This is a genomic window from Actinoplanes lutulentus, from assembly GCF_003259845.1.
GTDB classification, from domain to species: Bacteria; Actinomycetota; Actinomycetes; order Mycobacteriales; family Micromonosporaceae; genus Actinoplanes; species Actinoplanes lutulentus.
In genome coordinates, this window is sequence record NZ_QLMJ01000011.1 from 226,538 (window position 1) to 245,946 (window position 19,409).

At 70.8% G+C, this 19,409-nt stretch carries 13 protein-coding genes; 6 read left to right on the top strand and 7 right to left on the bottom strand.

The genetic code is table 11. From position 1 onward, the window contains the following. Nucleotides 1-26: 26 nt before the first annotated feature. Nucleotides 27-3,071 (top strand): putative bifunctional diguanylate cyclase/phosphodiesterase, encoded by a 3,045-nt coding sequence (locus tag B0I29_RS23875; RefSeq protein WP_245972703.1) that lies wholly within the window; start codon nt 27-29, stop codon nt 3,069-3,071. A gap of 120 nt (nt 3,072-3,191) precedes the next feature. Then, on the top strand, nt 3,192-3,860 hold the full coding sequence (locus B0I29_RS23880; RefSeq protein WP_111651267.1) for a GNAT family N-acetyltransferase: 669 nt from the start codon (nt 3,192-3,194) through the stop codon (nt 3,858-3,860). Between the two features lie 286 nt (nt 3,861-4,146). Here the strand turns inward: B0I29_RS23880 and B0I29_RS23885 are convergent, their stop codons facing one another. Both B0I29_RS23885 and B0I29_RS23890 read right to left on the bottom strand, forming a co-directional pair. Beyond that, entirely contained in the window at nt 4,147-4,560 is a 414-nt protein-coding gene (locus tag B0I29_RS23885) for a VOC family protein (RefSeq protein WP_111651268.1), read from the bottom strand. Nucleotides 4,561-5,671: 1,111 nt separating this feature from the next. Continuing rightward, nucleotides 5,672-6,838 carry an acyl-CoA dehydrogenase family protein gene (locus tag B0I29_RS23890; RefSeq protein WP_111651269.1) on the bottom strand — a complete coding sequence of 389 codons (1,167 nt, stop codon included), beginning with the start codon at nt 6,836-6,838 and terminating at the stop codon, nt 5,672-5,674. A 139-nt stretch (nt 6,839-6,977) separates the two neighbouring features. Between B0I29_RS23890 and B0I29_RS23895 the strand changes: the two genes are divergently transcribed. After that, on the top strand, nt 6,978-8,435 hold the full coding sequence (locus tag B0I29_RS23895; protein WP_111651342.1) for a GGDEF domain-containing protein: 1,458 nt from the start codon (nt 6,978-6,980) through the stop codon (nt 8,433-8,435). Between the two features lie 90 nt (nt 8,436-8,525). Beyond that, entirely contained in the window at nt 8,526-10,847 is a 2,322-nt protein-coding gene (locus B0I29_RS23900) for a rhamnogalacturonan lyase family protein (protein ID WP_220091401.1), read from the top strand. A gap of 805 nt (nt 10,848-11,652) precedes the next feature. On the opposite strand, the gene B0I29_RS23905 is transcribed toward B0I29_RS23900, so the two are convergent. The 3 genes from B0I29_RS23905 to B0I29_RS23915 form a co-directional block, all read right to left on the bottom strand. Next, a complete protein-coding gene (locus tag B0I29_RS23905) occupies nt 11,653-13,131 on the bottom strand; it encodes a hypothetical protein (protein WP_146616880.1) in 1,479 nt (492 codons plus the stop codon). Between the two features lie 151 nt (nt 13,132-13,282). Next, a complete protein-coding gene (locus B0I29_RS23910; RefSeq protein ID WP_111651271.1) occupies nt 13,283-13,705 on the bottom strand; it encodes a DUF4362 domain-containing protein in 423 nt (140 codons plus the stop codon). Next, nucleotides 13,702-14,352, bottom strand: a complete 651-nt coding sequence (locus tag B0I29_RS23915) for a uridine kinase family protein (protein ID WP_245972704.1) — start codon at nt 14,350-14,352, stop codon at nt 13,702-13,704. The genes B0I29_RS23910 and B0I29_RS23915 overlap by 4 nt, the downstream gene beginning before the upstream one ends. Before the next feature lie 81 nt (nt 14,353-14,433). Between B0I29_RS23915 and B0I29_RS23920 the strand changes: the two genes are divergently transcribed. Both B0I29_RS23920 and B0I29_RS23925 read left to right on the top strand, forming a co-directional pair. After that, the gene (locus tag B0I29_RS23920; RefSeq protein WP_181557951.1) at nt 14,434-15,609 is read left to right on the top strand and encodes an FIST signal transduction protein; all 1,176 of its coding nucleotides are present in this window, start codon (nt 14,434-14,436) and stop codon (nt 15,607-15,609) included. Nucleotide 15,610: 1 nt separating this feature from the next. Then, nucleotides 15,611-16,993 carry a GGDEF domain-containing protein gene (locus B0I29_RS23925; RefSeq protein WP_111651273.1) on the top strand — a complete coding sequence of 461 codons (1,383 nt, stop codon included), beginning with the start codon at nt 15,611-15,613 and terminating at the stop codon, nt 16,991-16,993. On the opposite strand, the gene B0I29_RS23930 is transcribed toward B0I29_RS23925, so the two are convergent. Both B0I29_RS23930 and B0I29_RS23935 read right to left on the bottom strand, forming a co-directional pair. Continuing rightward, nucleotides 16,979-18,052 (bottom strand): endo-1,4-beta-xylanase, encoded by a 1,074-nt coding sequence (locus B0I29_RS23930; protein ID WP_111651274.1) that lies wholly within the window; start codon nt 18,050-18,052, stop codon nt 16,979-16,981. The two genes, B0I29_RS23925 and B0I29_RS23930, sit on opposite strands and share 15 nt — an antisense overlap. Before the next feature lie 94 nt (nt 18,053-18,146). Next, on the bottom strand, nt 18,147-19,340 hold the full coding sequence (locus tag B0I29_RS23935) for an MFS transporter (RefSeq protein ID WP_111651275.1): 1,194 nt from the start codon (nt 19,338-19,340) through the stop codon (nt 18,147-18,149). Nucleotides 19,341-19,409 lie beyond the last annotated feature (69 nt).

Below are 19,409 nucleotides of genomic sequence, written 5' to 3' on the forward strand. Positions count from 1 at the left end.
CCGCCGCCTGACGATCGGAGTGCGCTGTGCAGACGCGAGTTGTTCGCGCGTGCTTCGCGGCCTGGGTCGTGGTGCTCACCGGGCTCTACTACATGTTCCCGGACGCGCATCTCTACACCTGGGCAGCGCTCGGATACTCGTGCGCCGCGATGGTGCTCGCCGGTGTCCGGCTGCACCAGCCCGCCCGGCGGCTGCCCTGGTACCTGATCAGCGCGGCGCTGGCGTTCTTCACCACCGGCGACACCTGGTACAACCTGGTTCTCGCGATGGGCGAGCAGCCGGACTTCCCCGGCCTGGCCGACCTGTTCTACCTGCTGGTGTACCCGCTGCTCACGGCCGGCCTGCTGATCTTCGTGCGGGCCCGGTCGGGCGGCGGCGACAAGGCGGCGCTGCTCGACGCGCTGGTGCCCACGGTCGGCCTCGGCCTGCTCGCCTGGGTGTACTGGATCGCGCCGTTCACCCGCTCGGCCGAGCTGTCCGCGCTGGAGAAGATCGTCTCGATCGGGTACCCGCTCGGCGACGTCCTGGTGCTCGCCATGATCCTGCGGATGCTGACCGGCTCCGGCAAGAAGCCCCGCGCGGTCGGCGTCATCGGCGTCGCCATGGTCGGCCTGCTGATCTCCGACATCTTCTACGGCCAGTCCCAGCTCAACAGCGCCTGGGAACTCGGCGGACCGGTCGACTTCGGCTGGATCGTCTTCTACTCCTCGATGGCGTTCGCCGCCCTGCACCCCTCGATGGGCCTGCTCACCGAGCCGGCCGCGCGTACCGCCGAGACCGGCATGGGCCGGCACCGGCTGTTCTGGCTCAGCGCCGCCGCGCTGATCGCCCCCGGCGTGCTCGCGCTGGAATACGCGCAGGGCAAGGAGGTCGAGATCTCCCGCGGCGGTGTCGTCGACGCGCCCGTCATCGCGGCCGCCGCCGCCCTGATGTTCCTGCTGGTCCTGGCCCGGGTCGGCGACCTGGCGTGGGCGCAGCGGCAGGCCAGCGCCCGGGAACGCGCCCTGCGCGAGGCCGGCACCGCGCTCTTCGCCGCCACCAACGCGAAGGACCTCGCCGCCGGCGTGCGGGAGGCCATCGCCCGGCTGATGCCCGCCGACAAGCCGTACCACCTCCAGCTCGCCGCACCGCAGACCGGCGACGCCGAGGTCGCGCTGCGCTGGGTGGCCGCCGCCGACCTGCCGGACCACGTCAGCAGCGGCGGATTCGCCAACACCCTCTTCTGCCCGCAGCAGCTGCCCGGCGGCCGTTTCGGGATCATCGTGCTCGGCGCGCCGGACGCGGTGCTGCGCGCGGTGCAGGGCTCCATCGAGACACTCAGCTCGCAGATCGCGGTGGTCCTGGACCGGATCTCGCTCACCGAGGAGGTCAGCCGCCGCGACAGCGAGGCCTACTTCCGTACGCTCATCCAGTCCGCGGCCGACGTCATCATGATCGTCGACGAGGACGGCGTCATCCGGTACGCCAGCCCGTCCGCCGGCAACCTGTTCGACGGTGACGATCCCACCGACGGCGTCTTCGCGAACCTGTTCGCACCGGACGCGCAGGACGCTCTGCGGGTCGCCGTCGCGCGGATCGCGCACGGCTCCGGCGACCTCGAAGGCGTCGCGCTCGCCGCGCTCCGCGGCGAGCGGCGGGTGGAGATCGAGTGCGACATGCGCGATCTCCGGGAGGACCCGACGGTACGCGGACTCGTCGTCACCATGCGGGACGTGACCGAGCAACGACGGCTTGAGGACGACCTGACCCATCAGGCGTACCACGACTCGCTGACCGGGCTCGCCAACCGGGTGCTGTTCCGTAACCGGCTGGAGCAGGCGTTCAGCCTGGCCGCGCTGAGCGACGCCACCCTCGGCGTGCTCTTCATCGACCTGGACGACTTCAAGGAGATCAACGACACCCTCGGGCACGCCGTCGGTGACCAGCTGCTGATCACCGTGGCGCAGCGGATCTCCGCGGTCATCGGGGCCGGCGGCACCGCGGCCCGGATGGGCGGCGACGAGTTCGCCGTCATGGTCGCGCCGAGCCACAACGCGGACGCCGCCGAGGACGTCGCGGCCCGCCTGGTCGCCGCGCTCGCCGCGCCGATCGAGCTGGCCGACGGTGAGGGCGGCACCCACCTGGTCAGCGGTGCCGCCAGCGTCGGTGTCGCCACCAACCTCGACGCGACCAGCGCCACCGAGCTGCTGCGCCACGCCGACCTGGCGCTGTACCTGGCCAAGGGGCTCGGCAAGGGCGGCTGGCAGCGGTACCAGAACGACCTGCACACCGCGATGGTGCAGCGCCTGGAGATGCGTACCCAGCTGATCGAGGCGATCGAGGGCGAGCAGTTCGTGCTCCAGTACCAGCCGATCGTCGAGCTCGCCGACCAGCGGATCACCGGTGTCGAGGCGCTCGTGCGCTGGCAGCACCCGGTTCGCGGGCTGCTCGGGCCGTACCACTTCATCGAGGCCGCCGAGGAGAGCGGCGCGATCGTCGGCATCGGGACCTGGGTGATGCGCGAGGCGCTGCGCCAGTTCGCGCAGTGGCGCGCCTCCGGTTCCACCACCCTTCGGTACGTCAGTGTCAACGTGTCGCCCCGCCAGTTCCGCAGCCCGGACTTCGCCGACGTGGTCCGGCAGGCCCTCGCCGACGCGGGCGCCCGCCCGGAGTGGCTGCTCCTGGAGATCACCGAGAGCCTGGTGCTGCGGGACGCGGAGAAGGTGCTCGCCGATCTCAAGGCCCTGCGCGCCCTCGGGGTGCGGGTGGCGATCGACGACTTCGGTACGGGGTACTCCTCGCTCAGTTACTTGCGGCAGATGCCGGTAGACGTGCTTAAGCTGGACAAATCGTTCATCGACGACATTCTGCACAGCCGGCAGCAGCACGCCCTCGTCGACGCCATCGTCACCCTCGCCGGCAACCTGGATCTGTCCGTGGTCGCCGAGGGCATCGAGGAGTCCGGCCAGCACACGGCCCTGGACACCATGGGCTGCCAGTACGGCCAGGGGTACCTGTTCGCCAAGCCGCAGTGGCCGGCCGACATCCCCGCGCTGACCGAAGCGTCGGCCACCCTCGCCGCCCTGAGTTGAGGCGTTGCCCACTTGTCTGCCGGATCGTTGACAGAACCGGCAGATAAGTGTGCGTCCCGCGCGGGTGGAAGCCTGGATATCCACTGGCGCGGTGACGCGGTAAGGGGCAGGGTCGCAACTGTGCTGAACAATCCCGTGTGGGCCGCCCTCTCCGGGCCGCAGGCCTGTTTCGCCGAGGCCGCCGGTGACGCCGCCCGCTACTCTCCCGAGATCGCGCCGTTCGGCGCGCTGCGTGACCCCGCCGACCCGGCAGGGTGGCGCGACCTGTCCACCATCGCCGACACGGTGGTGCTCACCGGCCCGTCCATCAACCCGCTCGCCGGCTGGGAGACCACCGAGGTCCTCGCCGGCGTCCAGATGATCGGCCAGAGCATGACCGGCGTCGACGACCCGGACGCGGTGGTCCTCACCGAGTCCGACGTCCCCGAGATGCTGGACCTGGTCGCCCGCGCCCAGCCCGGCCCGTTCCGCAAACGAACCGTCGACCTGGGCCGCTACCTGGGCATCCGCGGCTCGGACGGCCGCCTGATCGCGATGGCCGGCGAACGCTTCCGGCTGCCGGGGTGGACCGAGGTGAGCGCGGTCTGCACCGACCCGGAGTTCCGCGGCCAGGGCCTGGGCGCACGCCTGACCCTCGCGGTGGCCGCCGGCATCCTGGCCCGGGGCGAGCTCCCGTTCCTGCACACGGTCCACGACAACGAGAACGCGATCCGGTTGTATGGTCGGCTCGGCTTCGAACACAGCGGCGACGTGGTCTTCTCCACGTTCCGCAACACAGCGCCCTCCTGACACGACAGCTTCCGGCCCCGGTGGGCCTGATGTGCTCGCCTCCGGCCCCGGTGGGCCTGATGTGCTCGCCTCCGGCCCCGGTGGGCTGACGCGATTACCTCCGGCCCTGGTGGGACTGACGCGACCGCCTCCGGCCCCAGTGGGCCGGAGGCGAGCAGCCCACCAGTGTGTGCCTCGTGGCGCGACGTGGGTCGGGCCTTTACGCGCTTTGCCGGCACGCGCTATTTCGCAGGCGCCCGGTCTAGCAGGCGCCCGGTCTCGCAGGCGCTCGGTTTCGCGGGCGCGGTCAGGCGGCGACGCAGAACTCGTTGCCCTCCGGGTCGGTCATCACGATGTGGTGGCCGTCGAAGGTCGCCCGCACGTGCCCGCCCGCCGCGACGAGCTGCTCGGATTTCGCCACGATCCGCTCCCACTGGTCGGCGGACTTCCCCACCCGAACGTCGATGTGCAGCCGATTCTTGGCGACCTTGGGCTCCGGCACGTCCAGGAGGCAGAGCCGCGGCCCGACGCCGGCCGGATCGCGCAGCCATGCCCCGCCGCCCTCGTCCTCCTCCGGCTCGCCGAACGAGGCCGCCCACTCCTCCCGCGTCGCGAACGGCGCCGGCGGCGGCTCGTCCTCGTAACCGAGAGCCAGCTTCCAGAACTCCGCCAGCGACACGGCGTCCACCGTGTCGAACGTCAGATCCATTCGCAATGCCATCCCCGGATCCTCCCACTCCCCTACGACATTCCCCGCCGACCGCCCAGCCTCCACATCCCGCGCCAGCCGCCCAGCCTCCGCATTCCCCGCTGGCCTGCCCGGCCTCCGCATTCCGCGCCGGCCAGCCGGCCTCCGCCCCAGCCAATCGTCTGCCGGCGCGGCTCGACAACACGCGGACCCAGGGGCGTGGATATGGGGGCACACGTTCGCTCGATTTCGCGTGGATGCGGGCACACAGTGGCGTTCTGTGTGACGTCATCACGGCCAGGGCGTTGACCAGGTCGCACGCAACGGTTGTGTGCGACTTCATCTACCCGAACCGGGGTCACCGTGTGCCCGGGTCGATGCCGGCCACGTCTCCGGCGACTCCGGGCGGGCCGGCTAGCGCTCACGGTCGCTGAAACAGGCCCGCTGCGACCACGAGCACGAGCCGGGCATCAGCATCGACACCCGGCTTGCGCTCGCGGCACCACAAAACGGGCACCCTGCGACCGCAAGCGCAAGCCGACCGCGAGCGCAAGCCGACCGCGAGCGCAAGCCATCCGGAACCCGCCGAATGCCGGCTGTCCGCAACGGCCACCATGCTGTGCAGCCAGTCGCCGCATCTGACCAGCCGGAACTCTGAGGTCCAGCCGCGAATTTCGGCTGTACTGGACGGTCGCCATACGTGACAGCCGGCAGCCGTCAGCGACAGCCGTCAGAATCCGGCTGGCGCCGACGGTCGCCGGCTGGCGCGGGCGGTCGCCACGCCGTACAGCCGACCGCCACGCTGTACAGCCAGTCGCCACGCTGTACAGCCCGACCGCCAGGCCGCGGAGTACACAGCACTGACAGCCAGCCGAGCCGGCCACACGGCCGACTGTCATCCGCGGTCGCCGCGCGCGACAGCCTGGAGACGAAAGCCTGCAGCTCTCAGCACCCGCGGGGCGGGTGGCCGTGAGCGCAAGCCCCGGCGGGCGGGTGGTGGGCCATGGGCGGGACCCGGCGCCGGGGATGACGGCGAGTCGCGCCGGGGATGGCGGCGGGGTGCGCCGGGGGGAGTTCGTCAGGGGCGGAAGGGGCGCCGGCCACGGTGATGCGGTTGGGGAAGGCCGTTGGGCGTATCCAAGAATTAGATTTGGCCGTGGTTGGGTGGGAGGACGTCGGCGAGTTCATATGCGCCTATGTGGGCATATTTGTAGTCGATGGGGTCGTGGATGCTGTGGGTTCGGGCGTTGCGCCAGTGGCGGTCGAGGTCCCATTTGGCGGCGGCGGCGCTGGTGCCGCAGAGGGTGAAGAGTTCGGAGGCGGCTTCCAGGGCTGTCTCGCTGGCGAAGGCTTTGGCGGCCGCTACGGTGAGTGATCCTCGGGCTGCGTCGGCGGCTGACGCCGGGACCAGGCCGATCTCGTCGAGAGTGCCTGCGGCCGCGGCCAGCAGGGCCTCCGCCGCTTGGACCCGGCTGGCGATGCGGCCGTAGCGGTGGCGGACGTGCGGGTCGGCGGCGACACTGTTGTGACCTGCGCGGATGGTCTCGCTGGAGGGGCGGGCTGTCGAGCGCAGATAAGAGCGGGCGTCGCGCAGGGCCGCGCCGGCGATGCCCGTCTCGATGGCGGTGTGCACCAGTTGAGCGCGGGCGCCCAGCTGTTGCGGGACTTCGTAGGCGGAGGCGTAGTCGATCACATGGGAGACAGCCACGTCACGGAAAGTAGCCGTTCCGCTGATCGTCGCTCGCTGGCCGATCACGTCCCAATCGGTGTCGACCGTGACGCCGGGGGCTGAGCGGGGCACGAATGCCAGGACCAGGCGGCCGGCGGCGTCGAGGGCGCTGACCGCGATCCAGGCACTGGTCAGGGCACCGGTGGTGTAGTACTTCACGCCGTTCAGAACGCCGTCGGAGATCCGCGTCTTCAAGTCTTGAGCGTGCTTGCCGCCTCGCTCGGCCAGGCCGTTGCCGATCCGCTTGCCGGCCAGGACGTCGGCGAAGAGCGACTTGCGCACGGCGGAAGAGCCGTGCACGGCCAGGATGTCGATCATCAGGAAGTGGCCCTGCGGGACCTGGGCGATCGCCGGGTCGGCGGCGGCCAGGATGCGGGTGACCTCGGCGAGGGTACGCGGACCGAGGCCGGAACCCCCGTCAGCGGCCGGAACCGTGATGCCGAGCAGTCCCGAGGCATCGACCGCGGCCAGTGCGTCGGACGGGATCACCGTGGCGCCGTCGCGGTCGCGCTGAATCGCGCCGGGTTCGAGTTCAGCGGCGAGCCGGTGGGCAGTGGTGACCGCCTGATCGTGGGTGAGCATGCCGCGATCCTAGGGGTGCAGCTCCGCAACCGAGCGCTTCCTCAAGTAGGTCCTGACCGGAACCGATCAGCCCCGGGTCAGAACCGGCGGAGGGGGAACCTTGCACACCTGGACGAACCGTGTGCCGGAGCCACGCCGGATGTCCGGCTCCTACCTGGCGCTGGGACTGCTCTATGTCGCCGCGATGATCGGGCTGGCCGGAACGGCTGCCGCGAGCGACGTGAACGAGTGGGTGGCCGAGGTCGCCCGGTTCAGCTTCGGCGTGTTCGGCCTGATCGCGGCAGTACGCGCGGCCCGGCTCCCGCACCTCGCACCACGACTGCGCCAGGCGTGGGGCGCGGTCGCCGGCTGCTTCGCCATCCTGGTGATCAGCGTTCCGGTGCTGCTGACGGTCGACCCGGACGGTTCGACGACCGCCAACGACGTCATCCACATGATGTTCGTGGTGGCGCTGCTGATCGCGCTGCAGCGGTTCCCGCTCGCCCCGATGAACCGCCGGGACGGCTGGAAGACGGCCCTCGACGCGATGACCGTGCTGGTCGGCGGCTCGATGGTGCTCTGGTACACGGCCGTCGACCCGCTGCTGCAGAGCCACCGGCTCACCATGGACGTCGCGGTGAGCGCCGTGATCAACCCGATCGGCGACCTGGCGCTGCTGTTCAGCGTCTCCCGGGCGCTGCTGCGCGGCGCCAACGAGTCGGCACGCCGGCCGTTGCGGCTGCTCACCGCCGCAACGCTGGTGCTGTTCCTCGGCGACGCGGTGAACGGATATCTGGACGCCCACCAGCTCTACCTGCACTCGTCCTGGCAGTTCTACTGGTGGATCACCACGGACGCGCTGCTCGCCGCGGCCGCCGTGGAGCAGAGCCGGTCGCGGATCGCGAACGGTTTCGTGTTCCGCCCGGTCCGGATCGGCCGGTTCCTGCCGTTCCTCGCGGTCGTGGTCGCGCACGCGCTGATGCTCGACGCCGCGGTGAAGTCCGGGACGTTCTCCCCGTGGGGCGGGCTCGCCCTCGGCGGCGCCACGCTCAGCGCGCTCGTGCTGTTCCGGCAGACCCTGGTCCAGCGGGAGTCCGACGAGCAGGCGCTCACCGACGGGCTGACCGGGCTCGCGAACCGCAGCCGGTTCCGGGCGACCTCTTACAAGGGTCTCGCTCAGGGCAAACGGACCGGCCTGCACTCGGCGATCCTGGTGATCGACATGAACAGCTTCAAGGAGATCAACGACACGCTCGGCCACAAGTCCGGCGATCTCGTGCTGATCGCGTTCGCCGAGGTCCTGCGCCGCTGCGTTCCCTCGCCGGGCCTGCCGGCCCGTCTCGGCGGTGACGAATTCGCCGTCGTCCTCTCCGACCTCACATCACCCCAGCAGGCGTACGACGTAGCCGGGCGGATCGCCGCCGCACTGGGCCCGGTCGCCGTGGAAGGCCGGCTGATCACCCTGGCCGCGAGCGTCGGTGTCGCGGTGTCCGCCCCGGGCGAGCTGACCCACGACGAGCTGGTGCACCGCGCCGACCTGGCGATGTACAAGGCCAAGGGCCTCGGCCCGGCGACCCGGTGGGCGGTCTGGCAGGAATCGCTGGAAATCGCCGCGTGAAAAACTGTTGTCCCGCACGTCGCGTCACATCTACTGGGATGGATCGGTGGTCCCCCGCCGCCGGTCCTCATCCCCAGGGAAGGACGCACCATGAAACGAAGGCGTCTCGTCGTCTTAGCCGGCGGCATCGCCATTCCGGCCCTCATCCTCGGCATCTCGATGATCCCCGCATCGGCTGCCGTCACCCCGGTCGCGAACGGCGTCTACACCCTCGCCGCGGGCGCCAGCGGCAAATGCATCGACGTGGTCGGTTCGTCGACCGCGAACTCGGCGCTGCTCGTTCAGGTGGCGTGCGGTACGGCCACCACCCAGCAGTGGAAGGCCGTGGCGCAGGCCGGCGGGCAGTTCAACCTGGTCAACGGGAACAGCGGCCGGTGTGTGGACGTACCGAGCGGGTCGACGGTGTCCGGCACCCAGTTGCAGCAGTACGGCTGTGGTGACGGACTGAAGACGAACCAGTTGTGGACGTTCGCGGCGTCGTCGGCGGCCGCGGGCAAGTTCTTGATCAAGAGTGTGGCGAGCGGGCTGTGCATCAGCGACAAGGACGGGTCGACGGCCGGGAACAACCCGATCGTCGAGGAGACATGTTCGGATATTTCGCGAATGCAGTGGTCATTCAACTACATTTCCGGCCCGACAACGCCGACCACCGCACCCACCACGACTCCCCCGGCGACCGCCGGCCGGCAGATGGAAGATCTTGACCGCGGCCTGATCAGCGTCCGTTCCGGATCAGCCAACCTGGTCTCCTGGCGTCTGCTCGGGACCGAAGCGTCCACCACCGGCTTCAACGTCTACCGGGCCGGCACCAAGATCACCGCCACCCCGATCACGAACTCGACGAACTACCTGGATGCCGGGGCCGCCGCGGGTGTCGCGTACACGGTCCGTGCCGTGGTCAACGGCGTCGAACAACCCGCCTCGCCGAACTCCCTCTCGTTCGGCAGCGGCTATCTCGACGTGCCGCTGTCGGTGCCGGCCGCCGGTTCCGGTTTCACCTATTCCGCCAACGACGCCTCGGTCGGCGACCTGGACGGCGACGGCGATTACGAGATCGTCCTCAAGTGGGACCCGTCCAACTCCAAGGACAACTCCCAGTCCGGTGTCACCGGCAACGTCTTCGTCGACGCGTACACCCTGCAGGGCCAGCGTCTGTGGCGCATCGACCTGGGCCGCAACATCCGGGCCGGCGCCCACTACACCCAGTTCCAGGTCTACGACTACGACGGCGACGGCAAGGCCGAGGTAGCCATGAAGACCGCGGACGCCACGGTCGACGGCACCGGCAAGGTCATCGGCTCGGCCACGGCCGACTACCGCAACTCCTCCGGCTACATCCTGTCCGGCCCGGAGTACCTGACCATGTTCAGCGGTCAGACCGGCGCGGCGCTCTCCACGGTCAACTACACGCCGGCTCGCGGAACCGTCTCGTCGTGGGGCGACTCCTACGGCAACCGGGTCGACCGCTTCCTGGCCGGCACCGCGTATCTGGACGGCACGAGGCCCTCGCTGATCATGGCCCGCGGCTACTACACCCGGGCCGTCGTCGCCGCCTGGGACTTCCGCAACGGCACCCTGACCAGCCGCTGGACCTACGACTCGGGTACCAGCAACACCGGCGCCTACGGCCAGGGCAACCACCAGCTGTCCATCGCCGACGCCGACCAGGACGGCAAGGACGAGATCATCTACGGCGCCGCGGCGATCAACGACAACGGCACGCTGATGTGGCGCTCCGGCCTCGGCCACGGCGACTCCCTGCACGTCGGCGACCTGATCCCGTCCCGCGCGGGCCTCGAGGTCTACCGCCCGTCGGAGAGCACGACCCAGCCCACCGACGCGATGCTCGACGCCCGGACCGGCGCGATCATCTGGTCGCACGCCACCTGCGGCTGCGACAACGGCCGCGCGGTGGCCGGCGACGTCTACGCCGGCAGCGCCGGCGCCGAAGCCTGGTCATCATCAGTCGACGGCCTCTCCAACACCGCCGGCCAGAACGTAGGCCGCAAACCCTCCTCCACCAACTTCCTGGCCTGGTGGGACGCCGACCCGGTCCGCGAACTGGTGGACGCCACCCGCGTCGACAAATACGGCACCAGCAGCGACACCCGCCTGCTCACGGCCTCAGGCGTAGCGTCAAACAACAGCACGAAACAAACCCCGGCCGTCTCCGGCGACATCCTGGGCGACTGGCGCGAAGAGATCGTCTGGCGCCTCGCGGACTCGTCCGCCCTGCGCATCTACAGCACCCCGACGCTCACAGACCGCCGCATCCACACGTTGATGCACGACTCCCAATACCGCGTAGCGATCGCCTGGCAGAACACCGCCTACAACCAGCCGCCCCACCCGAGCTTCTTCCTCGGCAACGGCATGACCACCCCGCCCCAACCCACCATCTACGTTCGCTGACGGCAGGTGGGCGGTTGCGCTCCCTTCATCGGGTACGCGTAACCGCCCTCCACAAACGCACCACCGGGGTATTCGAGAGTCCACCGCGACCCCGCTGCCCACTCCAGGCCGCTGCGCGCCCATCGCTACCGGCGCATGGTCCCGCTCCCCAGAAACCGTGGTGCACAACCAGCCCCCACCGGAAACGCGTGACGCCGAACAGCGGCCAGCTGTGTTCGACCGCCCTAGGTCTAGTCGCCGCGGGCGCGAGCCGTAGCTCCGACAGGCCATGAGGGTGCGATGACCTATCTGGCCTACGGCTCGCCCTCACCAGCCGTAGCTCAGACACCTCAAAACCGTCCGATGACCTATCTGAGCTACGGCTCGCCCGGCCACCGGATCGCCCAGCCGCCGGATCGCCCAGCGGCAGGCCCGTCGGGCGGCAGGGGTGTCGTGTCGGGCGGCCGGGACGCCGGGCGGCCGGGTCCTGTTCGCCTGGCGGGGCCGACGGCATCACACCGCGAGCACCCCGCCCAGTGCGTGTCGAATTAAGGCGCGTATCGAACCCGAAATCGACACACCCGTTGGATCCGCGCGAGCTCGGGCCGCCGTTCCCGCCGGGCTGCGGTCCGGGGACCACGCCAGCGGGGTCAGCCCTGAGCGACAGCCGACATCGGCTGAACGCCACGGCCGCCATAGACGACAGCCGGCAGCCCTGAGCGACAGCCAGCTTCCGGCGGCTTAACGCCACGGTCGCCGTGGACGACAGCCGGCAGCCGTGGGTGACAGCCGGATTGGGTGGCTGGCGCAGTTCGGCCGTCGGGGGTCAGGCGTTGTGGGCGGCTGCCAGGAATGTGGGGAAGTCGTTGCCGTGGGCTGCTGCCGCCGCCCAGATCGCCTCTATCGCCGCTGCCAGGGGGTCGTCCTCGTTCAGGGCCAGCAGCGCGGGGAACGCCACCGCCTGGTGGAGCATGCGGGAGGACGCGCCTCGGACAGCGAGGATCGTCTGGGGCACCTCGGGGTCATCCAGGAGGCGGCGGTACACCTCGCCATGGTCGGTGAAGGCTGCGGGCAGCTGGTCGCCGGCATCCACCGCTTCCAGGGCCGCGGCTATCCAGCCGACCTGGTCCAGGCCGGCGGCTTCCATGGCGCGGCGGGCGGCCCAGCAGGCTACTTCGCGCTGGCGCTCCGGCGGCAGCTGCTCCAGGCGGTCCAGGAGCGGGCGGTCCAGGTTGGCCAGGGCTTTCGCGCGTGCCGCCAGCCCGCGCAGCCGCTCGGTCGGCGGGGTACCACCCCAGGCCGCCATCTCCCGTTCGGCGCGCTCGCGCTGCTTCTTCTCGGCGCGCCGGGTCGCCTCGGCCGCCTTGGCGCGCATCGGTTGTTCCCAGGCGACCGGTACGCCGGCGGGCAGGTCCAGCAGGTGGTCCCAGATCAGGCCGAGCAGGACGGCCTGATGACCGGGTACGCCCTCGTGCCGCACGGTCAGCGTCCCGTCCTCGTCGACGACCACCCGGACCGTGCTCGGCGAGGCGTCCGGCAGGGTTGTCGCCGGCGACGGGGAGATCGGCCGGTCGGCGAGCGCCCACGTGAAGGTCCACGTGCCGTCGCCGGCCGCGCGCAGCCGGATCTCCAGGTCACCGGCGAAGATCGTCTCCGGCGGCGCCCAACCCCCACCCGACGAAGCCCGACCCTCACCCGGCCGCGCCCAGCCCTCACCCGTCGGCACGTCGCGGCACCGCACCACAGCCACCCGCGCCGAGCCCGCGTCCGCCGGGTCGGTGGTCAGGAGGCGGGACATCGCCCAGGTGGCGGCGTGGGCAGGTTTCTGGGCCCACGTGCTCAGGGTGCCGTCGTCGGCGACCGTCGCCAGGCCGGTCTCCTCGGACACCGGCCAGACGTGCAGCTCATGCTGCTCGGCCGGGTCGGCGTCGGTGCGGAGGCCCTCGTGGATCCGGTTGCGGGCGTAGACGCGTACCCTCGCCAATCCGGGCCCCGCGAGGGGCACCTCGGTGTAGGTGTCGGACATCAGGCCGTTCACGGTGAGGGACCCCGTGGGGCACCAGAGCGTGGTCTCCGAGGTCGCGTCCCAGTCGTCGCCGGACAACAGCGGCGGCTCGGACGGGAAGGCCTCGATGCGCATCTCGATCGTGCCGGTGTGCAGGCCGGTGAATGCGGTGCACTCGTCCGGGCCGCCGACGTGCAGCAGCTCGTCGCCGACGGTGTAGATCTCCAGGCCGTCGCCGCCCTCGCCGGAGAAGATCTGGTACTGGCAGTAGCTGACGAACTGTTCCACGAACCCGCTCACCGGCCCGGCCACCCGTCGATGTCGGCCGGCAGCGCCACCCGTGGCCCGGGCCGGTTCACCGGCAACACCCCACCGACATCGAGGACAACCGTACGGATCGACATGGGTCGACACTTTACGACGTGCCGGCCGCTGGCAGGGCCGGCATCGGTCACTCCTCGACGCGTACCGGTTCGTCGCATCCGTCGGTGCGGAGGCCGTCGCGTTCGTCCCAGGTGAGGGCTGAGCAGGTCTCCCGTTCGATGATCGGGGTGCCGAGCCCGTCGGCGCGGGAGTCGGTGGTGACGTCGATCCGGCCGTCGGCGCGGGTGGTGTACGTGACCGGGATCGGGTCGCCCTCGGTGGTCGGGAAGGTCGCCTTCATGGTCACCACGCGTTGGGCCGTGAAGGCGTCGAGCAGGCAGGTCGCCGCGTCCTCCGGAACATCCTCGCCCTGGTCGAGGTCGAACGTGCCGCAGTCATCGGTCGTCGCGGCGAAGTGCGAGGCGCCGGGTGTGTACGGCGCGGCGGCGGGTGCACCATCACCGCAGGCGGCCAGGCAGGCCACGGCAAGCAGCAGAGGAATCCGTCTCATGCCCGCTTCGACGTGGTGATCGTCCCGGGCGTTCCGCCGCCGGTACCCCGGACGAGAAGATCGGCGCGTTCCCACGGGCGGTCGGCGCTGAGAAACGGGATCTCCTCGGCCATCCACTCGTCCCACTCGCGCTTCGCTGCCTGCTGGTCGATGTTCTTCAGCGGCAGGTCACGCTCAATGCCCCGCCGCTCGGCCTCGGCGAAATCGGACTGCACCCAGATCGCGGCGTCGAGCAGGGGCAGCAGCTCGCGGCGGGACGCGCCGACGCCTTCGACGAAGACCACCGAGCAGCCGGCCGGCACCTCGATGAACCCGTCCCGGCCGCGCTGCTCCCAGGCCGGTGGGCGGAACCGCACCCCGAGACCGGCGTGCAGCGGGTCCAGCACGCCGGAGATCATCAGAGGCGCCCAGCCGAAGCGGGAGTGCCACCAGGCCACGTCGTCGGTGTGCACGACCGCCGAGTCCGGCGTCAGGTCGCTCAGCAGGCCCGCGAGGGTCGACTTGCCACTGCCGCCCCGGCCGTCGACGGCGATCAGGCGCGGACGCCCGGCCGGTGACCCCGCCGCGGCCAGCACCGACGCCGCGACATCGATCGGCGTCTGCTCCTGCCAGGGACCTGCGAGTGGTTCGTCCGGGCCAAGTTTCACCCTTGGACCGTACTCTTGCTCAGTTTTTCGCCGAGGCCGCCGATGCACCCACCCGGAGAGAGACGCGGAGAGGGACCCGAGATGCACAACGTGGATGAGCGCTGGTTCGGTGTCGGGCGCAGCCTTCTGGAGGACCCCGCCGAGGCCGGCGCGCAGGCATGCCGGGAGGCGACCGCCGGGCGGCAACCCACGCTGCTGCTCGTCTTCGCCGCGCTGCGGCACTCGACCCCGGCGATGGCCGAGGCGGTGCACGCGGCGGCCGGCGGCGACGTGCTGATGATCGGCTGTTCCACGGCGGGTGAGTTCACCAGCGACGGCCGTGGCAGCGGCGTCGTCGTGACCGCTCTGGGCGGTCCCGGTTTCACCGCTTCGGTACGCGCGATCGAGCACGACAGCATGGACCTGTACGAAGCCGGGGTGACCGCCGCGTCCAGCCTCGACGACATCGACGCCGAGCACCGGGTGGTGCTGCTGCTCGGTGACGGCCGCAGCGGCGACCAGCAGGAGATGGTCCGCGGCGCCTATTCGGTGGCCGGCGCCGGGGTGCCGCTGGTCGGTGCCTGCGCGGCCGACGACCTCACCCAGACCGGCACGGTCAGCTTCTTCAGCGACGGCACGACGGTACGCGTGCTCCCGAACGCGGTCCTCGGCGCCGCCCTGGGCTCGCCGTCCCCGCTGGGTGTCGGGCTGGCGCACGGCTGGCACAAGATCGGCGAGCCGATGGTGGTGACCCGCAGCGAGGGCGGCAAGATCTACGAGCTGGACGGCGAGCCGGCGCTCGACACCTACCTGCGGCGTACCGGCGGCGCACCGGACCTCGGCGACGACCCGGGCGCGTTCCTGACCTTCGCGGCGGTACGCCCGCTCGGGCTGGCCCGGCGCACCGGTGAGGACATCCGGATCATCTTCGAGGCCGACCCGGCCGTACGGTCGATCTCCGGGCTGGCCGACACGCCGGAGGGCGCGATGGTCTGGTTCATGGAGGGCGACCGGGAGAACGTCGTCGACGCGGCGGCCGTCGCCACCCGCGAGGCGATCGGCGAACTCGGCGGCGACGCGATCGGCGTGCTGGTCTTCGACTGCTCGGTACGCCTGATCGCGCTCGGCGGCGACGGCGTCGACCTGGCCGGCGAGCGGGTACGCGACGTGCTCAAGCCGGTCCCGTACAGCGGCTTCTTCTCCAACGGTGAGATCGTCCGCCGCGCCAACGCGAAGGGCATGCACCACCTGTCCGTGGCCGCGCTCGCGGTGAGCTGACATGCCCGGCTGGTCCTCGCTGCAGCTCACCGAGTTCTTCAGCGCGATCACCCGGGCCGGCGACGTCGCCGCGGCGACCCGGATCGCGGTGCAGCGCGCGGCCGAGGCCACCGACGCCGAACTGGCCGCGGTGGTCTGCGGCGACACCGTGCCCGCCTCGGTGGGGCTGGGCCGCTCCCCCGACGTGGCGCTGTTCACCGGGTTGCCGGCCGGCGACGACATCGCGGACTTCCCCGGTCTCGGCCCGATGCACCTGACCGTGCACCCGCTGGACCGCGACACCGGCGACCGCATCCTGGTGGCCCGGGCCGGCGACGCGTTCGAGCCCGAGGAGCGGCAGATGCTCCAGGGCATGGCCCGGGTGCTGGGCCTGGCCCTGCGCGGGCTGCGCACCCTGGAGACCGAGCGGGAGCTGCGCCGCGAACGGGAGCGGGAGGCCGCGTCGCGGCTGGAGCTGCTCGAAGCTCTGGAGCGCCGCGAGCGGCTGCTGGAGACGTTGCTGCGCGTGCAGCGGATGGTGAATCCGCGTACGCCGGTGGACGAGACCCTGGACGCGATCACCGACGGGGCACGGTCGCTGCTGGCCGAGGCCACGACGGCGCTGGTGCTGCGGGACGGCGCGACACTCACGGTCGCGTCGATGAGCCGGGGCACCGATGTACGCGTCGAGGTGCTGGTCGCCGCCGCCACTCAGTCATTGGCCGAGAAGGCCCCGGTAGCCGACGGTTCCGTTCTCGCCGCCCCGGTCAAGATCGGGGAGGACTATGCCGGCGCCTTCGTCATCGCCGGGGACGGACAGGAGATCCTGGAGGCGTTCGCGGAGCAGGCCAGCCTCGCGCTGACCGGCGCGCACACCCTGGCCGCGGTGCACGAGGCGCACCACGACTCGCTGACCCGGCTGCCGAACCGCAAACTCTTCCTCAACCGCGTCGAGCAGGTGGTCGGCGCCGATCCGGCCGCGCTGCTCTACCTCGACCTGGACCTGTTCAAGCAGGTCAACGACACCCTGGGGCACAGCGTCGGCGACGAGCTGCTGCGCGGGGTCGCCGACCGGATCCGCGGCGCGATCCGGGACTCGGACATGGCCGCCCGGTTCGGTGGCGACGAGTTCGCGGTGCTGCTCGAGCCGATCACCGGCACTGAGCAAGCGGTGGAGATCGCTCAGCGGGTGATCGACTCGATATCCCAGCCGTTCGCCATTTCCGGACGGATGGTGCGCACCCGGGCCAGCGTCGGGATCGCGTACAGCGACGGGGTCCGGACCGCCGAGGAGCTGCTCGAGGACGCGGACCTGGCGATGTACCGGGCCAAGCGGTCCCGGCCCGGTACCTGCCGGGCGTACGACCCCCGGATGCGCACCGACGATCTGCTACGCGCGAGCTAGCGTCCGCAGCAGCGTGTAGTACGCCGGCTTCTTGCCGAAGTCGTCCCACATCACCGTGGCCGCGCCCTCGGCGGGGAAGAACACCGGCACCCAGGAGTACTTGTCGGTGAAGCCCCAGAGGGTGAACGAGTTGCAGCCGTCGACGGCGAGGCAGGCGTCGAGCACGGTCTTGTAGTAAACGGCCTGGGTCGCCAGCTGCTCGGCGGTGGGAACCCCGGTGGCGGGGAGGTCCATCCGCACGTCCAGCTCGGTGATCGCGGTGTGCAGGCCGAGGTCGTCGAACCGCTGCAGCACGCCCGCGAGCTGGTCCGGAGCGCCGTACCGGGTGCTCAGATGCGCCTGCGAGGCGAAACCGTGCAGCGGCACCCGCGCGGCCAGCAGCTGCTGGGCGAGCGCGTGGTACGCGTCGACCTTCACCCCCGGCCAGTCGACCCCGTAATCGTTGAGGAACAGCTGCGCGCGCGGGTCGGCCTGGTGCGCCCAGCGGAACGCGTCGGCGACGATGCCCGGCCCGAGCTCGCGGATGAAGATGTTCTCCTGCCGGTACTCGCCGTTCTCGTTGAAGATCTCGTTGGCGACGTCCCACTGCTGGATCCTGCCGCGGTAGTGGCCGACCACGGTGAAGATGTGGTCCCGCAGGATCGTCCGGAGCTCGGCCTTGGTGAACGTGCCCTCGGTCAGCCAGTCCGGGTTCTGGCTGTGCCACAGCAGGGTGTGACCGCGGACGACCTGGCCGTTCTTGCGGGCGAACGCGACGATCGCGTCGGCCGGGCCGAAGTGGTACTCGTAGCGGCCGGGGTGGATGAACTCCCACTTCATCTGGTTCTCCGGCGAGACCGAGCTGAACTCCCGGGCCAGGACCTTGCGGTACGCCCGATCGTTGGGGAACGGGTCCGGATAGGGCTGGTCGACGTGGTGGCCGCCGCCGGCAACAGCGGAACCGATCCGCAAGTATCGGGGCGCGGCGTCTCGCAGCGAACGGTCGCCGGCCTGGGCGGGTGGGGTGGCAGGGATGAGGACGGCCGCGGTGGCGAGGACGGCCAGCAGTGCCTTTCTCACGGGGAACTCCTTCGATGGACAGCAGGAGCGACGAAACTTACGGAGCTGAGTCGTAAGTTAGGCCCCGAAGCTCCCGCCCGTCAATCGAAGTCGATCAGTGCTCTCCGGTCCGGTTCACCAGAACCCGGGAACACACCACGGTGATCAGCCCGGCCGCGACCACGGTCAGCAGGCCGATCCGCAGGCTGGACAGGTCGGCGATCGCGCCGACCAGTGGCGCCGACAGCAGGAACCCGGCCCGCAGCAGCCAGCTCGACACGGTCAGGCCCACACCCTCCGGCAGGCCGGGCAGCTCGTCGGCGCTGTGCATCGCGGCGGGCACCAGGGTCGCCGTACCGAGACCGGCGAGAGCGAAACCGATCAGCGTGGCCGGCACCGAGGGGAACGCGAGAGCGAGGCCCATGCCGAGCGCGGCGATCGCACCGCCGGCGCGCACCACGGTCCGCTGGCCGAACCGGTCGACGACCCGGTCGCCGGTCAGCCGGCCGGCGGTCATCGCGACCTGGAGCGCCACGAACGCGAGGCCGGCCACGGCGGCGCTGGTGAGCAGCTCGTTGCGCATGTAGAGAGCACCCCACGAGGAACCGGCGTCCTCGACGAGAGCGCCACAGGCGGCCAGGACGCCGAGAACGGCGAGCATCCGGACGGCGTGCGCGGAGTAGGAGCCCTTCTTAGCGGGGGTCTCGGAGGTGACAACCGCACCGTCCGGTCCGGGCAGCATGAACTTGAGCGCGAAAATCGCGACAACGCTGAAGATGACCGCGGAGATCGTGAGATGCAGGGGCAGGGACAACGCGAGCCCGGCCGCTGCCGATCCCATCAGCCCGCCCAGGACCGCGCCGACGCTCCACAGCCCGTGCAGCGAGTTCAGGATCGACCGGCCGTAGATCCGCTGCACCCGCAGCCCGTGCGCGTTCTGCGCCACGTCGACGATCGCGTCCAGCGCGCCCGCCGCGAAGAACACCGCACCCAGCACCCAGACGTTCGGCGCGAACGCGACGAGCAGCACCAGCACGGCGAGCAGGACGATGCCGAGCGACGCGACCCGCGCCGACCGGAACCGCCGGATGATCGTGGCGGCGAACAACCCGGCGATCAGCGCGCCGAGCGGCATCGCCGCGATCGCCGACCCGAGAGCGGCGTTGGTCAGGCCGAGTTCCGCTTTGAGCTGCGGAAACCGGGGTACGACGTTCGCGTAGAGCGCGCCGTTGGTGAGGAACACCAGCGCGACGGCCATGCGGGCCAGTCGCGCCTCGCGCGCCGGCGCGGTACGGGTGGGGACGGACATGCGTACGATCGTACATACGCTATGTACGCGTGTACACATCCCTCTAAACCTCATAGCGCCTCGGCAGCG